At 55.0% G+C, this 17,336-nt stretch carries 15 protein-coding genes and 2 pseudogenes; 13 read left to right on the forward strand and 4 right to left on the reverse strand.

Features of this window, described 5'->3' with window-relative positions; genetic code table 11:
• Nucleotides 1–69 precede the first annotated feature (69 nt).
• Nucleotides 70–219, forward strand: a pseudogene (locus LQ215_RS29670) (HAMP domain-containing protein); the annotation flags it as partial.
• 9 nt (nucleotides 220–228) lie between these two features.
• A complete protein-coding gene (locus tag LQ215_RS29675; RefSeq protein WP_436839558.1) occupies nucleotides 229–1,092 on the forward strand; it encodes a methyl-accepting chemotaxis protein in 864 nt (287 codons plus the stop codon).
• Nucleotides 1,093–1,109: 17 nt separating this feature from the next.
• Here the strand turns inward: LQ215_RS29675 and LQ215_RS04265 are convergent, their stop codons facing one another.
• The 3 genes from LQ215_RS04265 to LQ215_RS04275 form a co-directional block, all read right to left on the reverse strand.
• Nucleotides 1,110–2,012 (reverse strand): LysR family transcriptional regulator, encoded by a 903-nt coding sequence (locus tag LQ215_RS04265; RefSeq protein ID WP_230147518.1) that lies wholly within the window; start codon nucleotides 2,010–2,012, stop codon nucleotides 1,110–1,112.
• Between the two features lie 293 nt (nucleotides 2,013–2,305).
• Nucleotides 2,306–3,373 (reverse strand): aromatic ring-hydroxylating dioxygenase subunit alpha, encoded by a 1,068-nt coding sequence (locus tag LQ215_RS04270; RefSeq protein WP_230147519.1) that lies wholly within the window; start codon nucleotides 3,371–3,373, stop codon nucleotides 2,306–2,308.
• A gap of 129 nt (nucleotides 3,374–3,502) precedes the next feature.
• Complete coding sequence (locus tag LQ215_RS04275; protein ID WP_230147520.1) at nucleotides 3,503–4,450, reverse strand: PDR/VanB family oxidoreductase; 948 nt, start codon at nucleotides 4,448–4,450, stop codon at nucleotides 3,503–3,505.
• A gap of 1,002 nt (nucleotides 4,451–5,452) precedes the next feature.
• Here LQ215_RS04275 and LQ215_RS04280 point away from each other — a divergent pair.
• The 9 genes and pseudogenes from LQ215_RS04280 to LQ215_RS04320 all read left to right on the forward strand — a co-directional run.
• Nucleotides 5,453–6,436 carry a VOC family protein gene (locus LQ215_RS04280; protein ID WP_230147521.1) on the forward strand — a complete coding sequence of 328 codons (984 nt, stop codon included), beginning with the start codon at nucleotides 5,453–5,455 and terminating at the stop codon, nucleotides 6,434–6,436.
• Nucleotides 6,437–6,481: 45 nt separating this feature from the next.
• Nucleotides 6,482–7,615 (forward strand): FAD-dependent oxidoreductase, encoded by a 1,134-nt coding sequence (locus LQ215_RS04285; RefSeq protein ID WP_230147522.1) that lies wholly within the window; start codon nucleotides 6,482–6,484, stop codon nucleotides 7,613–7,615.
• Between the two features lie 45 nt (nucleotides 7,616–7,660).
• Nucleotides 7,661–8,590, forward strand: a complete 930-nt coding sequence (locus LQ215_RS04290) for a 3-keto-5-aminohexanoate cleavage protein (protein WP_230147523.1) — start codon at nucleotides 7,661–7,663, stop codon at nucleotides 8,588–8,590.
• Between the two features lie 9 nt (nucleotides 8,591–8,599).
• Nucleotides 8,600–9,772 (forward strand): alpha/beta hydrolase family protein, encoded by a 1,173-nt coding sequence (locus tag LQ215_RS04295; RefSeq protein WP_230147524.1) that lies wholly within the window; start codon nucleotides 8,600–8,602, stop codon nucleotides 9,770–9,772.
• Nucleotides 9,769–10,794, forward strand: coding sequence for an SMP-30/gluconolactonase/LRE family protein (locus tag LQ215_RS04300; protein ID WP_230147525.1), 1,026 nt, complete (start codon nucleotides 9,769–9,771; stop codon nucleotides 10,792–10,794). Before LQ215_RS04295 ends, LQ215_RS04300 begins: the two co-directional genes overlap by 4 nt.
• Before the next feature lie 81 nt (nucleotides 10,795–10,875).
• Complete coding sequence (locus LQ215_RS04305; RefSeq protein ID WP_230147526.1) at nucleotides 10,876–11,622, forward strand: beta-ketoacyl-ACP reductase; 747 nt, start codon at nucleotides 10,876–10,878, stop codon at nucleotides 11,620–11,622.
• 195 nt (nucleotides 11,623–11,817) lie between these two features.
• On the forward strand, nucleotides 11,818–12,738 hold the full coding sequence (locus LQ215_RS04310) for a LysR family transcriptional regulator (RefSeq protein ID WP_230147527.1): 921 nt from the start codon (nucleotides 11,818–11,820) through the stop codon (nucleotides 12,736–12,738).
• Nucleotides 12,739–13,275: 537 nt separating this feature from the next.
• Entirely contained in the window at nucleotides 13,276–13,947 is a 672-nt protein-coding gene (locus tag LQ215_RS04315) for an FMN-dependent NADH-azoreductase (protein WP_230147528.1), read from the forward strand.
• A 57-nt stretch (nucleotides 13,948–14,004) separates the two neighbouring features.
• Nucleotides 14,005–14,487, forward strand: a pseudogene (locus LQ215_RS04320) (transposase); the annotation flags it as partial.
• Nucleotides 14,488–14,702: 215 nt separating this feature from the next.
• On the opposite strand, the gene LQ215_RS04325 reads toward LQ215_RS04320, so the two are convergent.
• Nucleotides 14,703–15,662: a LysR family transcriptional regulator gene (locus tag LQ215_RS04325; RefSeq protein WP_230147529.1), complete on the reverse strand. Its 960-nt coding sequence runs from the start codon at nucleotides 15,660–15,662 to the stop codon at nucleotides 14,703–14,705.
• 45 nt (nucleotides 15,663–15,707) lie between these two features.
• Here LQ215_RS04325 and LQ215_RS04330 point away from each other — a divergent pair, with 45 nt between their 5' ends.
• Both LQ215_RS04330 and LQ215_RS04335 read left to right on the forward strand, forming a co-directional pair.
• Complete coding sequence (locus LQ215_RS04330) at nucleotides 15,708–16,367, forward strand: glutathione S-transferase family protein (RefSeq protein WP_230147530.1); 660 nt, start codon at nucleotides 15,708–15,710, stop codon at nucleotides 16,365–16,367.
• A 12-nt stretch (nucleotides 16,368–16,379) separates the two neighbouring features.
• The gene (locus tag LQ215_RS04335) at nucleotides 16,380–17,282 is read left to right on the forward strand and encodes a zinc-dependent alcohol dehydrogenase family protein (protein WP_230147531.1); all 903 of its coding nucleotides are present in this window, start codon (nucleotides 16,380–16,382) and stop codon (nucleotides 17,280–17,282) included.
• Nucleotides 17,283–17,336: the final 54 nt, after the last annotated feature.

Raw genomic sequence — 17,336 nt, forward strand, 5'->3', positions numbered from 1 at the left:
AAGACCATGACACACGAGGCCAAAAAGACGCTGTTGGTCTTGGGGGCGATGGGGACTGCTGCAGTGATCATGGGGATTATTGGTGCCCTTTTAATATCCCGTTCTATAGTCGGCCCTCTGCGACGCACCGTAACGTTCGCCAGGTTAATTGCAGCAGGCGACCTAAGCCAAAATCTGAATATTGACCGACGAGATGAAGTCGGGCACCTGTCGATGGCTATACAAGAAATGAACCTTAGCCTGCGTAAACTGGTGACCCGAATTGATTCAGGCGTCAGCCAAATCGCCTCGGCTGCCGACCAACTTTCCTCGTCGGCCGCGCAAACCAACGCGGATGTCCACGCGCAAAAACTGGAATCAGAGCGAACGGCCGATGCCATGCAGTTGATGAGCGAGGCAATAGCGGGCGTTTCGAACAATTCCACATCTGCGCTAAATGCTGCCAAATCCGCCAGTCTTGAGGCTCAGCATGGCAATGATGTCGTTCAAAATACGGTGGAGCAGATTTCTGCTTTGGCTCGGCAGATTGAGGTGTCGGCGAGCGCCATACGGTCGCTAAGCGAAGAAAGCGGAAAAATCAGCGGTGTCCTTGAGGTCATCAGAGGTGTCGCTGAACAAACCAACCTGCTCGCCCTCAATGCCGCAATTGAAGCAGCCAGGGCAGGCGAACAAGGCCGTGGTTTTGCTGTGGTAGCCGATGAGGTAAGAGCATTGGCTCAGCGCGCACATAACTCAACAAAGGAAATCGAGTCGTTAACGGCCAGTTTGCAACGCATGGCGGGCGACGCCATTGAGCAAATGGAAAACAGCCGACTGCTCACCCACAGCTCCGTTGCGTTGACGACTCGTGCAGGTGAAGCGCTAACGGTGATAGCTAAATCAGTAAGCACGATTGAGCAAATGAACATTCGGATAGAAGCCGCAGCGCGGGTGCAAAACGAAACCGTCGACGGGATCAGCCAGAGCGTTGAAAGTGTACGCACCATCGCCGAGCGCAGTGCAAGCGTGAGCGATCAAACGGCAGGATACAGCCTCGAGTTAGCCCGCCTGGGTCTGGAGCTCCAGCTTCAGGTTAAACAATTCCGAACATGAGCGCGTGCAGGCGCTCCTCATAGTTTGGCTGCGGCCTGTTTAATCACATCGATCAGCCATTTTATGGCGTTATCTTCGCGCTGATACTCATGGCATTGAATGCACTCATTGAGCAGCGGCATCGGTAGCGGGCATGGGAATACGTTCAGCGGATGGCTTGTCCTTAAGAGACTGGCGAGCTTTGTCTGCAGCGTGGCCACCCTGCTGGTTCCGATTAACAGGGTTGGAAACAAACTGAAGCTGGACGTTGAAACCTCATGGACTCGCTTGTATCCGTGGTTCGATGCGACGATCTCATCCATCGATAATTGACCACCGCCCCATTGCGTCACAACATGGCCGGCCGCGAGATATTCACCCAGCGTCAGACGCTCTCGGACCATGTCGTTTTGGTCCCAAGTTATGCATGACCAAGTGTCGTGAAAAAGTAACTGCGAAGGGTGTCCCGCAGGAATGAAAAAATCGGGAGCAATTAACAGGTCAACCTCGGCATTTTCCAGCCTGGCTGGCGACAGGTGGCTGAGCGGCCGCAAGTCGAAGTGAATGGACGGGGCGAGACGGTAAATCTCTTGGATCACCGAGCCCATCAGAACATTCATTACGTAATCCGAGGCTTCGATTACAAATTTGCGCTCACATTTTTTGGGATCAAATTCAACTCGCGTGGTTGTGATCTCTTTGATGCGAAATATGATATCGCTGACTGGGTCTTTTAAACTCTTCCCAAGCTCGGTCAGTACCATCCGTTTACCGACGCGCACGATCAACTCGTCATCAAAGTACTGCCTAAGCCGTCCCAGTGCGCAACTGGTGGCCGACTGGCTCAGAAAAATCTTTTCCGCAGCCCTGCTTATATTCTGCTCGGTCAAGATGACATCGAGAACAATGAGCTGGTTCAGATCTAACTTGTTGAGTCGCATCGTTGATTCCGGTGTTTTTAGTAACGAAAACTGTAGCCCGTCGTTGGAGCTTGATGGGGTTGAGCGAAGGTTCCCAGAAAAGTTGCCTCCCGCTGGGCAACAAGTAACCTGGTAGCAAGTGGCGTGAGGAACGTTAATCCATCCCGTCAAATAATTACAGTGGCGTACGAGGTGGAGAGCGAGGGCCATTCTACGGGTGGATGCAGCAGACCGGGTTGAGAACCGGCGCAGAAGGACATTGGCTTGTTCAAGCCTGGGCCTGCTATAGGCAGGCCCGACGACCTACGACGATGTCAAACGTTAGCCGCTTGAATCTGACCCAATGCCTTTTCAGCTTTTTCGTCAGCGATCATCTTGTCCAAGGCGCGGCGTGCACGGACCGCTCCGGCATCGCCTGGCAACAAGATGGGTTTGAGCGACCAAAATTCTGCGTCACCCATACTGACTTGCTGAGCCTCCAGCATTGGCAAGTCTTCTTTGCTGAAGGGTTCCGTCAAGCCAGCCAGTTGCGCTTCAGCGAATACACTTGCTTCATCGCCCATTTCCAGCGGCGCCTGCGCGGAGAACCAGTAGTGCGTCGTGGTATCCGTTTCGGGGGTGAAGAATTGAGGGAAATACGACTCTCGTCCTTCGTCTCGTGGCCGCCCGGTGGGAGTGGCCCCGACAAAAATCAGCATATTGGCCGGTGCGTCCCAGCGCACGTCGATCCAGCGGTCAACGACCGTACCGTTCTCCACGCCTAAGGCCATGTAAACGAAGTCGGGCAAAATCTCTGCGGATGTCTGGCGATAAGAGAAAACGGTATTGCCACGTTGCTCAACGCTAGTCGCCGCCTTACTAACGGCTTCACTGCCCAGCGAGCCGGGGTGAAGAAATTCGATATGCGACAGATCGAGGATGTTGTCTGACTCAAGAATGTAGTTGGCATGGGCATACAAATATCCTTTCGCCACATAGACGCGAGTCGAGTCCTGGCAGCTGAAGTCCGGAATCGATGTTTCATCTGCCTTGTCGGCATCCCCCATCCAAATCCAGATCACGCTGTGCTTCTCGATCACAGGGTAGCTTTTTACCACTGCCGCACGCGGGATTTTACCGTCACCATGGGGGTTGTGCGTGCACGCGCCGCTGCCGTTGAATTTAAGCCCGTGATAAATGCACTGAACCTCAGAGCCTCCCAATTTGCCCATTGAGAGCGGTGCGAATCGATGTGGGCATCGATCAAAAATCGCCTGAATTACCCCGTGCTCATCGCGGAAGAACACTACAGGTTCATTCAATAATTTTCTGGCAAACAGCTCACCAGGTTTCACTTCGCTATCCCAGGCGGCGACATACCAAGTGTTTCGTAGGAAGTCCATATTCTGTCCTCTTATATTTGTTGGTGAAGATCAGGCCACTTAACTGCAATCAGGCATGTACAGGTCATCTATGTCAGCAACGCTGACTAAAATGAGGTGAGGCATCACGGCAGTGCCAACTCGCAGAAATTAAAGATCCAATACCAGCACAGGGCTTTTTGCCCTGGAGCAACAAGGGGTGAATTGATCGTTTCTGGCGTGTTCTACATCCGTAAGGAACATGTCGCGGTGATCCGGCTCGCCCTCTAGAACGCGGGTCAGACAGGTGCCACAGATTCCTTGCTCGCATGAAAGGGGGATGTCGATTCCTGCGTCCAGCAAGACCTCAGCGACGGTACGCCCAGCCGGGACAAGCAGAGACTGCCCAGTGCGATAAAGCCTGACTTCAAACGAGCCTGCGTCAGCAGCGCTTTGTGCAGGCGCGGCAAAGTATTCGCGGTGAAGGCTGTGCTCGGGCCAGCCGAGGCGACTGGCCTCGGACAGAATGAATTCTAAAAATCCCAGCGGACCGCAGACGTATAAGTGATCGCCCGCCACATAATGATTTAGCACCGCTTCAGAATTCAGCCGCTGACCTTCATCGTCGTAGTAAAACGACACGTTGCCGGCGAAATCGGAGGCCTGGATGCGATCGACAAAAGCGGCGCGTGACTGCGATCTGTTGCAGTAGTGCATTTCAAACGGTGCGTCGAGTTTGCTTAACCGCTGCGCCATACACAGGATGGGCGTAATGCCGATGCCCCCTGCGAACAAATACGAGCGCTTAGCCTCAGGCTCCAGCGCAAAAAGATTACGCGGCTCACTGATTAAAAGCCGGGTTCCTTGCTGAAGTAACTCGTGGACCGCTTTAGATCCGCCGCGCGAAGCGGGGTCAAGCAAGACGGCTATTTCGTAGCGGTGCTGTTCTTGCGCAGAGTTGCACAGCGAATACTGACGTACCAGACCGTTGGGAAGATGCACATCGATATGCGCCCCGGCAGTGAAGGGAGATAACGCGCCGCCATCCGCTCGCGCTAGCTCGAAACAGTAGATTCCTACTGCCGCAAGCGTTTTCTTTAAAACAATGGCCTCAACCATGATCTACCACCTCGCACAATTTCAAGCGCCCCTTTCATTACCAAGGAGCTAGTGGCGCTACTAATCAGTCACCGCAACGCAATCACACACAGATTTAGTGCACCAAATATATATCCAAACGACCGCCAATCCCGCGCAAGCGCACTGGCACGCCGCCATAGCTATTGACGCACTGATATATTTTTCGAAAGCCTGATGACGTACATATTCAAGAACGGCGCACAAGCAAACGTGCACTGTATATCAACGCACCGACTCAAGTAGCGATGCGCGACTAGATATAACTGCTTGATAAAGCAAAAACTACCACACGCACCTAGCAGCAAATTATTGCACTGCGTCAATGGCATTATAAGAAGAAAGCGCTTGATAACATGAGCAGTGATCACGATAACGATCTCGCCATTTTTGCAGAGAGCCAGGGCTCATTTTTTTTGTTGAATTAGACCCTAACTAGCCCTAAGCGCGGTCACAACTTTATCGTGTAAATAGCTGCTTACTACGCCATAAATAGATGGATTGGCACCAGCCGCTTACCCCCTCAATATTACGACTTACGCCGGCCTCGAAGACCTGATTGAAACGGCTTTAAGCCTTGTAATTACTGGGCTTAAAGCTAGTCTCCTCTCGCATCCGCAGGGGCCTGGATAGCGGCTTCCCCATTCCCTCCAGCACGCCCTGAAATCGACCTACGCCTCCTGCTCGCGCCACGTTCATCTTGTGAACCATCAACGTCCGAAAAACAAACTTTTCCAGTTTTTTTTGCTCCCCCATTATTGCTTTACAAGAACGCCCTAACTAGCCAAGGGCAATAATGAAAGGAGATATTTATGCCACCTCAATCACCCCCCCTTTATCTGCCATCTGTTTTCAGCTTACAGATTCAATCGCGCCCTCGCACCTTCAACGCTTCATCCTTCTACTGGATGTTGAAGTAGCGCATATTCTTACATTTGTTGACTGGCGCCAACTCGCTAAACGCGTCGTGCCGAGGAATTGATTATGGCGATCGTGGGAATTGAAAGTCTTGTTTATGGCGTCGATGACGTTACTTTGTGTACACGGTATTTAACAGACTTTGGTCTCACGTTAATACGCAGTGATGAAACCGAAGCTGTTTTCGAGCTGGTCGAAGGATCGAAGGTATATGTCAGGTGCATTAATGACCCACGAATTCCCCGCTCCAAACAAGTAGGCATCGGCGTGCGCGAGGTGATCTGGGGCGTAGACACCGCGCAAGCACTAGAAGCGCTGGTGGAAAACCTCGGACAAGACCGTGAAGTCGCTATCGACAGCGAAGGTACTGCACGCTTCACCACCGATGGCGGTCTTTCCTTCGGCCTTAGGCAGTTTACGAAGAAACCCCTTATCGGTGCACTTGTGCCCACCAACGCCCCCGGCCTGGTCCGTCGCCTGAACACCCCCCGGCCATGGAAAACCAGAACGGTGCCAAAAACGATTAATCACGTCGTTTTTGCCGTTCCTGATTTTCTGAAAGAAACCGCATTTTTCCGTGAGCGCCTGGGCTTCAAGCTTTCTGACTACCAGCACCACGTTGGTGTCTACCTGCGCGCTGACGGCACCAACAATCATCACTCCTTGCTGGCTATCAATGCGTCCGCTCCGTTGCCGGGCATGGATGGCCAAACGCGCTTCCATCACGCCAACTTCGGCGTCGCCGATGTCGACGAACTGATGATCGGAGTGAACAACATGGCACGCGCCGGCTGGCCTAAATCGCATTTTGGGTTGGGTCGTCATCGAGTCGACTCGGCCCTGTTTTATTACCTGCCCTGCCCTGCTGGTGGGGAGATCGAGTACGGCACCGACTCCGACTATGTGGATGACACTTGGGTGCCGCGGGAGTGGCCAGTGCCGCTTTTCGCCTACTCACACTGGGTCCAAGACATCCCACCTTTTCTTGAGCAGGCCCCGGATTGGGAAGTCCGCTACCTGGTCGATGGAAAGATCCCGACAACTGAATAAGCGCGTTCAAAAAACAACAATTCCAAAAATTGACAGGTGGCTAAATTGGCAATTAATAAAGTCCTGATTGTTGGCGGTGGCATCGGTGGTTTGACGGCCGCTATCGCTCTGCATCGCAAGGGCATCGAGGCCGAGGTAATCGAGCGCGACCCCAACTGGGCAGTGTACGGCGTTGGCATCATTCAGCCGTCAAACGTACTGCGTGCCCTGAGTGAAATCGGCTTGGGCCAGTCCTGCGTCCAGAACGGCCGAGGCTTCCAGGGGTGGCGTTTCTGCGACGCCCAGGGCAATCAGTTGGGCGACAGTCACGTGCACAACGTGATGGGCGCGGACTATCCACCTATCAATGGGATCCGGCGCCCTACCCTGCATAAGATTCTCACCGAGACGACATTAGGTCAGGGCACATCTGTGCGCCTGGGCGTCACGCTCAGTTCCTGGACCGAAGACAGTGAGGGAATCGATGCCACTTTTAGCGACGGCACCACCGGCCGCTATGACTTGATTATTGGCGCTGATGGGGCCTACTCCAAATTGCGCCATGAACTGTTCGGCGACGTGGTAAAGCCCTACTTCACCGGCCAGGGCGTGTGGCGGCATAACTTTGAGCGCCCTCGCGACCTCGATTGGGGAATGATTTTTTTCGGCGAGAAAAGCAAAGCCGGCTTGGTGCCAATCTCTGAAACGCTGATGTACATGTTTGTCGCTACGCCTGAACCGGGTAACCCAAGACACCCGGCGGATCAACTTCACACGCTGCTTAAAGAGCGGCTTGCGGAGTACGGCGGCATCGTCAAACAACTGGCCGAGCAGATCGTCGACCCCAATGACGTGGTTTATCGCCCAATGGAAGTGGTGATGCTTCCCGCGCCTTGGCACAAAGGCCGGATCGTTCTGGTCGGCGACGCTGCTCACTCCAGTACCCCACACCTGGCCGAAGGTGCCGGGATGGCAATCGAAGACTCGGTCGTGCTGGCCGAGGTATTGGCCGCCAACAGCCACGACGTTGAGTCAGCCTTGTCAATATTCGAAAAGCGCCGCATGCCCAGAGCAAAACTGGTGTACGACGTGAGTGTTCGCCTTGGCGAGTGGGAAATGGCGCAGTGGAACGGGCAACAGCATGGCGACGTGGGCGCCCTGATGAACAGCACTTACGCCACGCTGATGCAGCCCATCTGATCGTGTCAGCCAGCCGACACTTCCCACCTAAAGAGGTGCTTTTAGATGAGTAAAGTCATTATCACCTGCGCGATCACAGGCTCGGCCCATGTACCGAGCATGTCCCGCTATATACCTATCACTCCGGATGAAATCGCCGAACACGCCATCGAGGCGGCGCAAGCCGGCGCAGCCATTTTGCACCTGCATGCTCGCGACCCCCAGGATGGTCGACCCACGTCAGATCCAGCAGTTTTCTCGCAGTTTGTGCCGCGCATTGCACAGGCCACCGATGCGGTGATCAACATAACCACGGGTGGCAGCGTGCACATGTCGCTGCAAGATCGCCTGGCCTACGCCCTGCAAATCAAGCCGGAGCTTTGCTCGTTGAACATGGGCTCGATGAATTTTTCATTGCACCCGGTTGCACGAAAAATAACCGACTACCGCTTCGAGTGGGAAAAGCCCTATCTGGAAGCGTTTGAAGACACGATCTTCCGCAACACATTCAAAGACATCAAACACATCATGCTCAAGTTGGGGAAAGAGTGCGGCACCCGATTTGAGTTTGAGTGCTACGACATCGGCCACCTGTACAACCTCGCCTTCTTCGTTGAAGAGGGGCTGATCAAACCGCCGCTGTTTATTCAATCGATTTACGGCGTTCTCGGCGGTATGGGCCCGGACCCGGAAAACCTTTCCCTGATGCGCACCACGGCGGACCGCTTGTTTGGTCGCGAAAACTATCACTTCTCGGTGCTAGGCGCCGGGCGCCATCAGATGTCCCTTGCCGCAGTGTCCGCAGTCATGGGCGGCAACGTACGCGTAGGCCTGGAGGACAGCGTGTTTCTGGGCAAAGGCGAGCTGGCAGTGAGTAACGCCGACCAGGTGCACAAGGTGCGCCGCATCCTGAATGAACTGTCGCTCGAGGTAGCGACCCCCGACGAAGCACGCGCGATCCTTGGCCTTAAAGGCCGCGCTGCAGTCAATTTGTGAGGAGCCGAAATGGTCGAGTACTTTCCAACTAATTACGTCTGGAACCTGTCCGTCAACATTGCCTTGGCAACGGGCGGAAATACAGGCGAGATCGATGAAGTCTGCCGGCCGTTGCTTGCAGCGTCCCAGCGCACAGACGACAGCGGCGCCGAGGAATTCTTCAGCGCCTGGCGCGACCTTGGCGACCGCCTTTACTCGCTCGCCCAGGATGACCTTGCCGCCGGCCGCAAGCTCAGCGCTGGCACCAAACTGGCTCGCGCTGCCGTGTACTACATGACGGGTGAGCGAGTGACTCACCCGACATTCGAGCCGCGAAAAGCGGCGTACAAAAAGGGCGTAGATTGCTTCGTGCAGCACATTCAGTTGAGCGAGGCGAACTGCCGGCGCGTTGATATTCCGTACGCGGGAAAGACGTTGGCTGGCTTGTTTGTGGCCGCCAAAAACCGTCAAGACGGAGCGCCCTGCGTGGTACTCGCCAACGGTCTGGATAGCTTCAAAGAAATGATCTACGGCAGCGGCATTCAGGATGCACTCGCTGAACGTGGCATTTCCAGCGTGGTCATCGATCAACCCGGCACCGGCGAAGCCCTTCGCTTGCATGGCATGACGGCGCTGATCGAAGCGGAAGTGTGGGCCGGCGCTGTAATCGACTACCTGGAGCAACGCGACGACGTCGACAGCAACAACATCGGCATGTGTGCCTGGTCGCTGGGTGGTTACTACTCTCCGCGTGCTGCGGCGATGGAAAAACGCTTCAAGCTGTGCGTAGCATGGGGTGCGAACTTCAACTGGGGTGAACTACAAAAGCGCCGCCTAGCACGTGAAGGCGACACGCCTGTACCGCACTATTGGGACCATGTGCAGTGGGTATGGGGCAAGCCGACCCTGAGGGAATTCATGAGTTTTTCTGAAGGTATTACCTTAGCGCCGGTCATCGACAAAATCACGGTGCCCTTCCTTGTCGTGCACGGTGATGCCGATCGCCAGATTCCGCGCGAATACGCCCATCAACAATACGACGGCGCCATTAACAGTCCTAAGCGTGAGCTTAAGTTTTTCACCCGTCATGAAGGGGGCATTCAACATTGCAGCGCAGACAACATGACCAATGTGCGCGATTACATCGCTGACTGGGTGGCAGAAACTTTCTCCGAATTAGGCGTGCGCGGGGTGAGAACATGACGGGCAAAAAAAACCCGCTGGATGGGTGGGTGCTTAACAGTGCCGACATCACCCATATTGGACGCGACCTGTGCCGTCCGGAGTGCATTCTGGCCGAAGCCAATGGCACCCTGTGGAGTGCCGATGCGCGCGGCGGCGTGATGCGTATTGGTGCCGACGGCGAGCAGCACCTGCTCGTTCAGCACCAAAGCACGCACTTCAACCTGAATGCTGATGCCAAGTCCAGCCTGCTCGCTGGAACACTGCCCAACGGGCTGGCGTTCGCCAGGAATGGTGATTTTCTAATCGCTAACTTTGGCACCGACGCATTGGAGCTGATGACCCGCAATGGCCGTTCACGGGTATTGCACGACACGATTGATGGCAAACCCATCGGCAAGGTCAACTTCGTATTGCGTGACTCTAAAGACCGGGTCTGGCTGACTATTTCGACGCGTACCAATCCTTGGAGCGATGCGATTCGCAGCGACCTGGCCGATGGCTACATCGCGCTAATGGATGGCAATGGGCTGCGGGTCGTCGCGGAGAGTTTTGCGTTCACCAATGAGATCCGCCTCGACGCTAACGAAGAGTATCTGTACGTCGCGGAAACCACCGCCAATCACGTTAGCCGCCTGAAGGTTGCGCCTGACGGATCTCTTTCGGAGCGTGAAATCTATGGCCCTAGCGATCTAGGACGAGGCGTAATCGACGGGATAGCCTTCGATGCCTATGGAAACCTCTGGGGCGCGATGTGCTTTTCCGACCGGCTTATCGCAATCACGCCCGACGGAGATCTGAAAACGCTATTGGACGACGGTGCAGGCCCTGCTATCGAGCAGTTCGAGCGCGAATTCCAAACTGGCCAGGCGGTTTCGTTTGAAACGCTTGCCGCCTGTGGGGGCACGATCGCGCCCTGGATGGCCAGCATTACCTTTGGCGGCCCCGACTTGAAAACAGTGTATGTAGGTAGCCTCAAGGGAACGACGATCCCCACCTTTACCTCTCCGGTGGCGGGATTGCCAATGGTTCACTGGCGCTGACCTTGACCTGGGTTACTTGGCACGGGGCGGGCGTCGGTTGCGCTCACAACCAGGCAACCCCCCTCTCTCAGGATTCAAAAAATGACACGCGTTTTACTTAACAAGGTCGCTATTATCACAGGTGCGGCATCGGGCATTGGCCGGGCGACCGCCCGCCGCTTTGCGCAGGAAGGCGCAATCGTAGTGCTGTGCGATAGAGCTGAAGACGCCTTGCAAAACGAAGCTGCCCACGGCGGGTATCAGCAAGGCAGCGTTGCCACGTATACCCTCGATGTGACCGACCGCCAGCAGGTTGATGAGACCGTACTGCGGGTGAGCCACGAATTTGGCCGCATCGATATCCTCGTCAATAACGCGGGCATCACTCAGGACGCCAAACTAACTCGCATGACTGAAAAACAGTTCGATCAAGTCATCGATGTAAACCTCAAGGGCGTCTTCAACTGCACTCAATCAGTCGTCGACGGAATGCTCGAGCGAGGAAGTGGCGTCATTCTGAATGCGTCCAGCGTCGTAGGCCTCTATGGAAACTTCGGCCAAACGAACTACTCGGCATCGAAGTTTGGCGTTATCGGAATGACCAAGACGTGGGCCAGGGAACTGGGGCCAAAAGGTATTCGCGTCAATGCGGTGTGCCCTGGCTTTATCGCAACGGACATTCTAAAAACTGTGCCTAATTCCGTTCTGGATGGAATACGTTCAACCTGCTGGCAGCGCCGTTTGGGCGAGCCCGAGGAAGTGGCCGGCGTGTACGTTTTTCTGGCCAGCGATGATGCATCATTTATTAATGGCGTTGCGCTTGAAGTGTCGGGTGGTCTCTCTCTGTAGCTAGCTAAATGGCGTCGCTTTGACCACTCGAAAATGAGCGGCGCTTACTGCTCCACTCGTACCGGCTAGCGACCAAGTTGGTCGAACTTATACGGGCAAGTAAGCGCTGCAAGCCCCTGCTCTGAATTGCGAAGTAACCATGGTTACGCTAACGTGAAATTTCCTCTGCGCCGTACCAATGGTTGAGTCCGACACATGCGCTTGAACAAATTTGATCTGAATAATCTGGTCTGCCTCGATGCGCTGCTAGCGGAGAAAAGCATCACGCGTGCAGCCGACAGGCTCTTCTTGAGCCGGCCGGCGATGAGTAATGCTTTGGCACGCCTGCGGGAGTATTTCAACGATGAAATTCTGACGCAGGTGGGTAAAACCATGGTGCCAACGCCTTTCGCATTGTCCTTGCAAGCGCCAGTACGGGATCTGTTGCTGCGCACGCAAGCGATTATCTCCGCGTCACCCTCAAATATCGATGTGGCAACCATTGAGCGGCGCCTTTCAATTACCTGCTCCGATTATGTGGCGTCGATTTTTATTCCATTGGTTCTGGCGCATATCTATGAAAAAGCGCCGGGAATTGCGTTTGACATACGTCCGTTTTCGGCGCGTTTCTTAGAAGAAATTGACAGCGGCGAAGTGGATTTTCTTATTACATCCGACACGGTGATCAGCCAAGAGCACCCGTCTGAAAGGCTGTTTAGCGATACTTTTTCCTGTGTGGTTTGGGACGGCAATCGGCAACTCGGTGAAACACTATCTCTTGAAGAATATTTGAGTTTGGGCCATGTGGTTGCTCAATGGGGCGTCGGCCGAATTAAAGCGTTAGACGAGAACTTTTTGCAGGAGCATAACCTGACTCGTCGTATCGAGACCTGGGTCTCGACGTTTACGCAAATCCCCCAATGTGTAGTGGGCACCGGGCGAGTAGGCACGCTACCCACGCGTTTGGCGATGTGGGCCGAAAAGCGCTGGCCCCTAAGGATTTTCGACTGCCCGGTGCCAATACCGCTGCTGAACGAGATGATGCAGTGGCACGCTTATCAGCAGTCCGATCCCTTGCAATCTTGGATAAGAGACCAGTTTCGCTATGTCGGCGGCCTGCTCAACGCGCAGGAATAAAATGAGAGACGCGTTGGGTGTCTCGCAAGCTTGATCAAACCAAGTTTAACAGGCCACAGAATTAAATCAGGCTTTGACGAAGAACGCCTGGAAGCAAATTCACTCTTCTAGGAGAGGACAGGATGTCGGAATGGGTGTGCCGGTCTCGGAAAGAATAGGTGCCCCGCCGTGCACAGGATCGTGCATGCGACCCTCCGGTGCCACGAGCACTGGGGGAGTTTTCCACTCGTGCAATAAAACTCCGGCGAAGCACGGTCACAAGCCTACCTTCGCCGGCTTTTGCGCCGATCACGAGTAGTAGAAGCTGGATGTTTGTTGCGTTTCAGAAATCTGGGAGCACCGGCAACTCCTGTCTGATGGCAATCGTCGCCCACAATAGCCGTACGACGTTGCGCATAGAGATGGGCCTTGGCGATTTTATCTTCCAGGCTGGCAGTGTGTAGCGCAGAGGCGTTAGGAGTCTGATATTTCCGCTGCGTAGGATCTCGGCGCCTGCCACCTGGCAATTTTGAAAAAAGACCTGTGAGGAAATCATTCATGAAACTGCTGCACATCGACTCAAGCATCCTGGGCGCCAATTCGTCGTCTCGTCAGATCACCGCCGAGGTCGTCGCCGAGTGGCGCCGCGTTCATCCAAATACCGAAGTGGACTATCTCGACCTGGCCGCTGACACACCGGACCATTTCGACAAGGATGCGCTGGGTATAAAGGTAGGCCATCCCACCGAGCCAAGTGCTGCGCAACAGCGCCAGAATGCTGCGTCCGAACGTCTTCTAACCCAGTTTCTTGAGTCGGATGTTTTGGTGATCGGCGCGCCGCTCTACAACTTTGGTATTCCCAGCCAGCTCAAGGTGTGGATCGATCGTCTGGCACAACCGGGCCGCACGTTCTCTTACACAGCAAATGGGCCCGTCGGCCTCGCGGGCGGCAAGACGCTAATCGTTGTTTCTGCTCGGGGCGGCAAGTATCCGGAAGACGGCGTTCTGGTGCCGCAAGAGCGCACATACATGCGTCAGATGTTCGGCTTCATGGGCATTACGGACATCCGCTTCGTGCGAGCCGACGGCCTTTCCATGGGCGATGCCTCTCGAGAAGCAGCATTCGTGCAGGCGCGTGACGACATCAAAGCCGTCGTCGCAGCCACTGGCGCAGATGCAACGGGCTCGTCGAAATCGTCTACATCATCACCGGCGGGCACAGCTGCGTAACCGCAAGTCCAATACAGGCTGCACGCTCAGTCGAAAGCCGGCTGGCCGTGCCTACATGCCTACGTGCCAAAGCCGATGACCTCAAACGCCAAGGCAGATGGGCGATTCAAGACGCCTTCGTTTATGACGGGACAAAAAACAATATATCTGCCCGGCTGGCGAGGCACTGATCTGGCGTTTTTGCAGCATCGAGAAAAGACTGAAAATGCACTGCTATCGGAGTTCGAGCTGCCAGAAATGTGCGCTGAAATCTCAGTGCACGCCCAGCAAAAATCGTCGAGTCAGGCGCTGGGAACATGAAGCAGTGTTGGAGCAAATGCACCATCGATTAAAGCAGGCGCCGGAGATGATGCGAGTCCGGAAAAGAATTGTTGAGCGTCCCTTCGGGACGTTTAAACAATGGATGGGATCTATGCATTTCTCACTCGTAAGCTGGTTGGCGTAAGCGCTGAGATGAGCCTTAACGTGCTCGCTTGCAACTTGAAGCGAGTCATGAAAATCGTAAGCACCGGAGGTTTGATGAAGGCGATTACGGCGTAAAACCCCTATCTTTCGCAGCGCTAGGTGCTACCAAAACGCGCCTGGCTAGCGCAGGCGCGTTATCGGTGCAGATATTGGAAAATGCTCGGTCTACGTGGCGGCCAGAAGGGGTGGGACGACTTGCCAACAACTAGAAAGCGTTTTTACCCACTCTCGGCCAAAAGCGGACTGTCGAAGCGCCCCGGGACAGAGCATCCAAGCCATAAAAACTCTGCTCACCGGTTCCCTAAAACTGCGAAAAGGTGGGTTACCAGTGCGCGGACCTTAGCCGAAGGCTTGGGGCCCGACGGGAATACCGCAAACGCTTTCAAAGGCTCTAGTTCGTAGTCGGGCAGCAGGTGTACAAGTTTTCCGTCTTTTCGCTCTTGCGATGACATGACCGTCGTCACATTTGCTATGCCAAGCCCGGCCATTGCTGCAGCCAGAATACCGGGTGCCGCATCGAATTTTACTTTCCCCTGCAATGTCACGACCCGCTCCACGCCTCCCTTGGAAAGCTTCAAGGTGCTTTTCTCGGCAAAGTTGGGTTCATGCAATATCGCGTCGTGATATGCCAAGTCCTCAGGCACTGTGGGCACTCCCTTCTTCGCGAGATATGCCGGCGACGCCACTAGCACTCGTGGCACCGAAGCTAATTGCCGAGCACCGAACATTGAGTCCTCAAGAGTGCCCATCCGGATTGCCATATCGACACCGGCAACCACCAAGTTCTGGCGCTCATCACGCATTGTGATTTCAACGCGAAGTTCAGGGTAGCGCTCGAGAAAACCGGGCAAGGCGGGAATGACCGCTCGGGAGCCATACGCAATAGGAAGTGCGAGGCGGATGGTGCCTCGCAAGGAATCGATTCCACGGGCGGCATCTTCAGCGTCCTCCAGGTCGGCTGCGGCTTGGCGAGCCCCCTTTAAAAACGCAGCGCCTGCTTCGGTAAGTGACACGCTTCTGGTCGTGCGTAGCAAGAGCTTCACTCCCAGCCGCGCCTCCAAGCCCGAAACGATGCGAGAGGTTGATGGCTGCGAAAGTCCGAGCTCTTGAGCTGTGCGTGAGAAGCTTCCCGATTCGGCCACACGGGTGAAAACGGTGACTTCCAACCATCGATCATTCATTTGTTTGCCAAATAAGTGTTCTGCGAAATGACAGTATAATTTTTCCGGTAGAAAAAGGTTACCGTGCATTTGTCGCTTGAGTAACAAGCCCAAACGTCCATATGTGAGGAAATCATGGCCATTAGAATCTATGGTGATCCGGGCTCCGGAAGCCTTCGTCGCGTTACTACTGCCGCCGCCATCATGGGCGTCGACCTGGAACGTATTAATATCGATTTGTTCAAGGGCGAAAGTCACACCCCTGACTTTCTGAAGCTGAACCCGCACGGGCTTTGCCCTGTGCTTCAGGACGGCGATACCGTTATCTGGGAGGCGTCAGCAATCAATCTCTACCTAGCCGAGAAAGTAAACTCTAACCTGGTTGGGCAAAGTCCGTCGCAGAGGTTGGAGGTGCTCCAATGGATGTTTTGGTCAGGCGAACAATGGCGGATTTTTTCTACGCTTCTGTTTGATCAGTGGGCAGGTGCGACCTTCATGGGCAAGCCGAAGTCCGATGCGGTTGTCCAAATGGCGAGCACCCATATCCGTAATGCGGCGCAAGTGCTGGACGCCCACCTCTCGACGCGCCACTTCATCGTCGGGGACGCGTTGACGCTGGCAGATATTGATATTGCCGCCCCTTTCTCCCAGTACCTACGCACGGGTGCGCCTTTCGCAGAGTTCCCGAATCTGTTCGCTTGGCAACAGCGTCTGCTGGAAACCGTACCAGCATGGGCTGCTACCGGTGAGGAGGTGGAAAAACGGATGGTGGCAGCCGTTAACGGCGTGAGCTGATAACCGGCAAACGTGGATAAAGGGGTCAAAGCCATCGGCCTGAACCGTGCTGAAATCATGTACCGCACTGGGCAGTACGTGATCGACCCCCAGTTCCCGGCGAAGCTGGGCTATGAAACGGCCGGGATTGTCCGCGCGGTTGGCAGTGACGTCAGCGACATTGTTCCCGGTGACATAGTAAGCGTTGTGCCGGCGTTTTCCTTCGCTGATTACGGCATGTATGGTGAGGTGGTCAATGCGCCTGCGTATGCTGTCGTCAAGCATCCGGCCAACCTCCGCTTCGTTGAGGCAGCAGCCAGCTGGATGATGTTTGTCACTGCGTACGGCGCCTTGATTGAGTACGGAAATCTACAGGCTGGTGAAACCGTGCTCATCCCGGCTGCGTCGAGCAGTGTCGGGCTGGCAGCGATCCAGATCGCCAACATGCAGGGAGCCATCCCGGTGGCCCTTACCCGCACAAGTGCCAAGCGTCAGGCATTGCTGGATGCGGGTGCAAGATATGTCATCGCCACCCAGGAAGAAGATCTGATTGCCGAGGTGGCAGCGATCACCGATGGCAAAGGCGCGCGTATTGTTTTCGACCCCGTTGGTGGCCCCGAGGCGACCAAGCTGATCAAGTCCATGGCCAGCAACGGAATCTTCTTTCAGTACGGTGCTCTGGATCATCGCGATATCCCGGTTCCGGTCTTCGACATACTTGGCAAGCATCTGACCGTGCGCGGCTACGAGCTGTTCGAAATCACCACGGAGATGCAAAAGCTGGCCAATGCCAAGGCATTCGTTGCCAAAGGCTTGGCAGGCGGTCAACTCAAGCCCGTCATCGACCAGGTCTTCCCGCTTACTGACATCGCGGCAGCACACCGCCGAATGGAGTCGAATGCGCAAATCGGCAAAATCGTCGTAGTGGTCGACTGAGTAAAATGCTGCGGCAGTCAGTTTGGCTGCCGTACGCCATCGCTGCCTACCCTC

This window comes from Pseudomonas brassicacearum (assembly GCF_918698105.1).
Lineage (GTDB): Bacteria > Pseudomonadota > Gammaproteobacteria > Pseudomonadales > Pseudomonadaceae > Aquipseudomonas > Aquipseudomonas brassicacearum_F.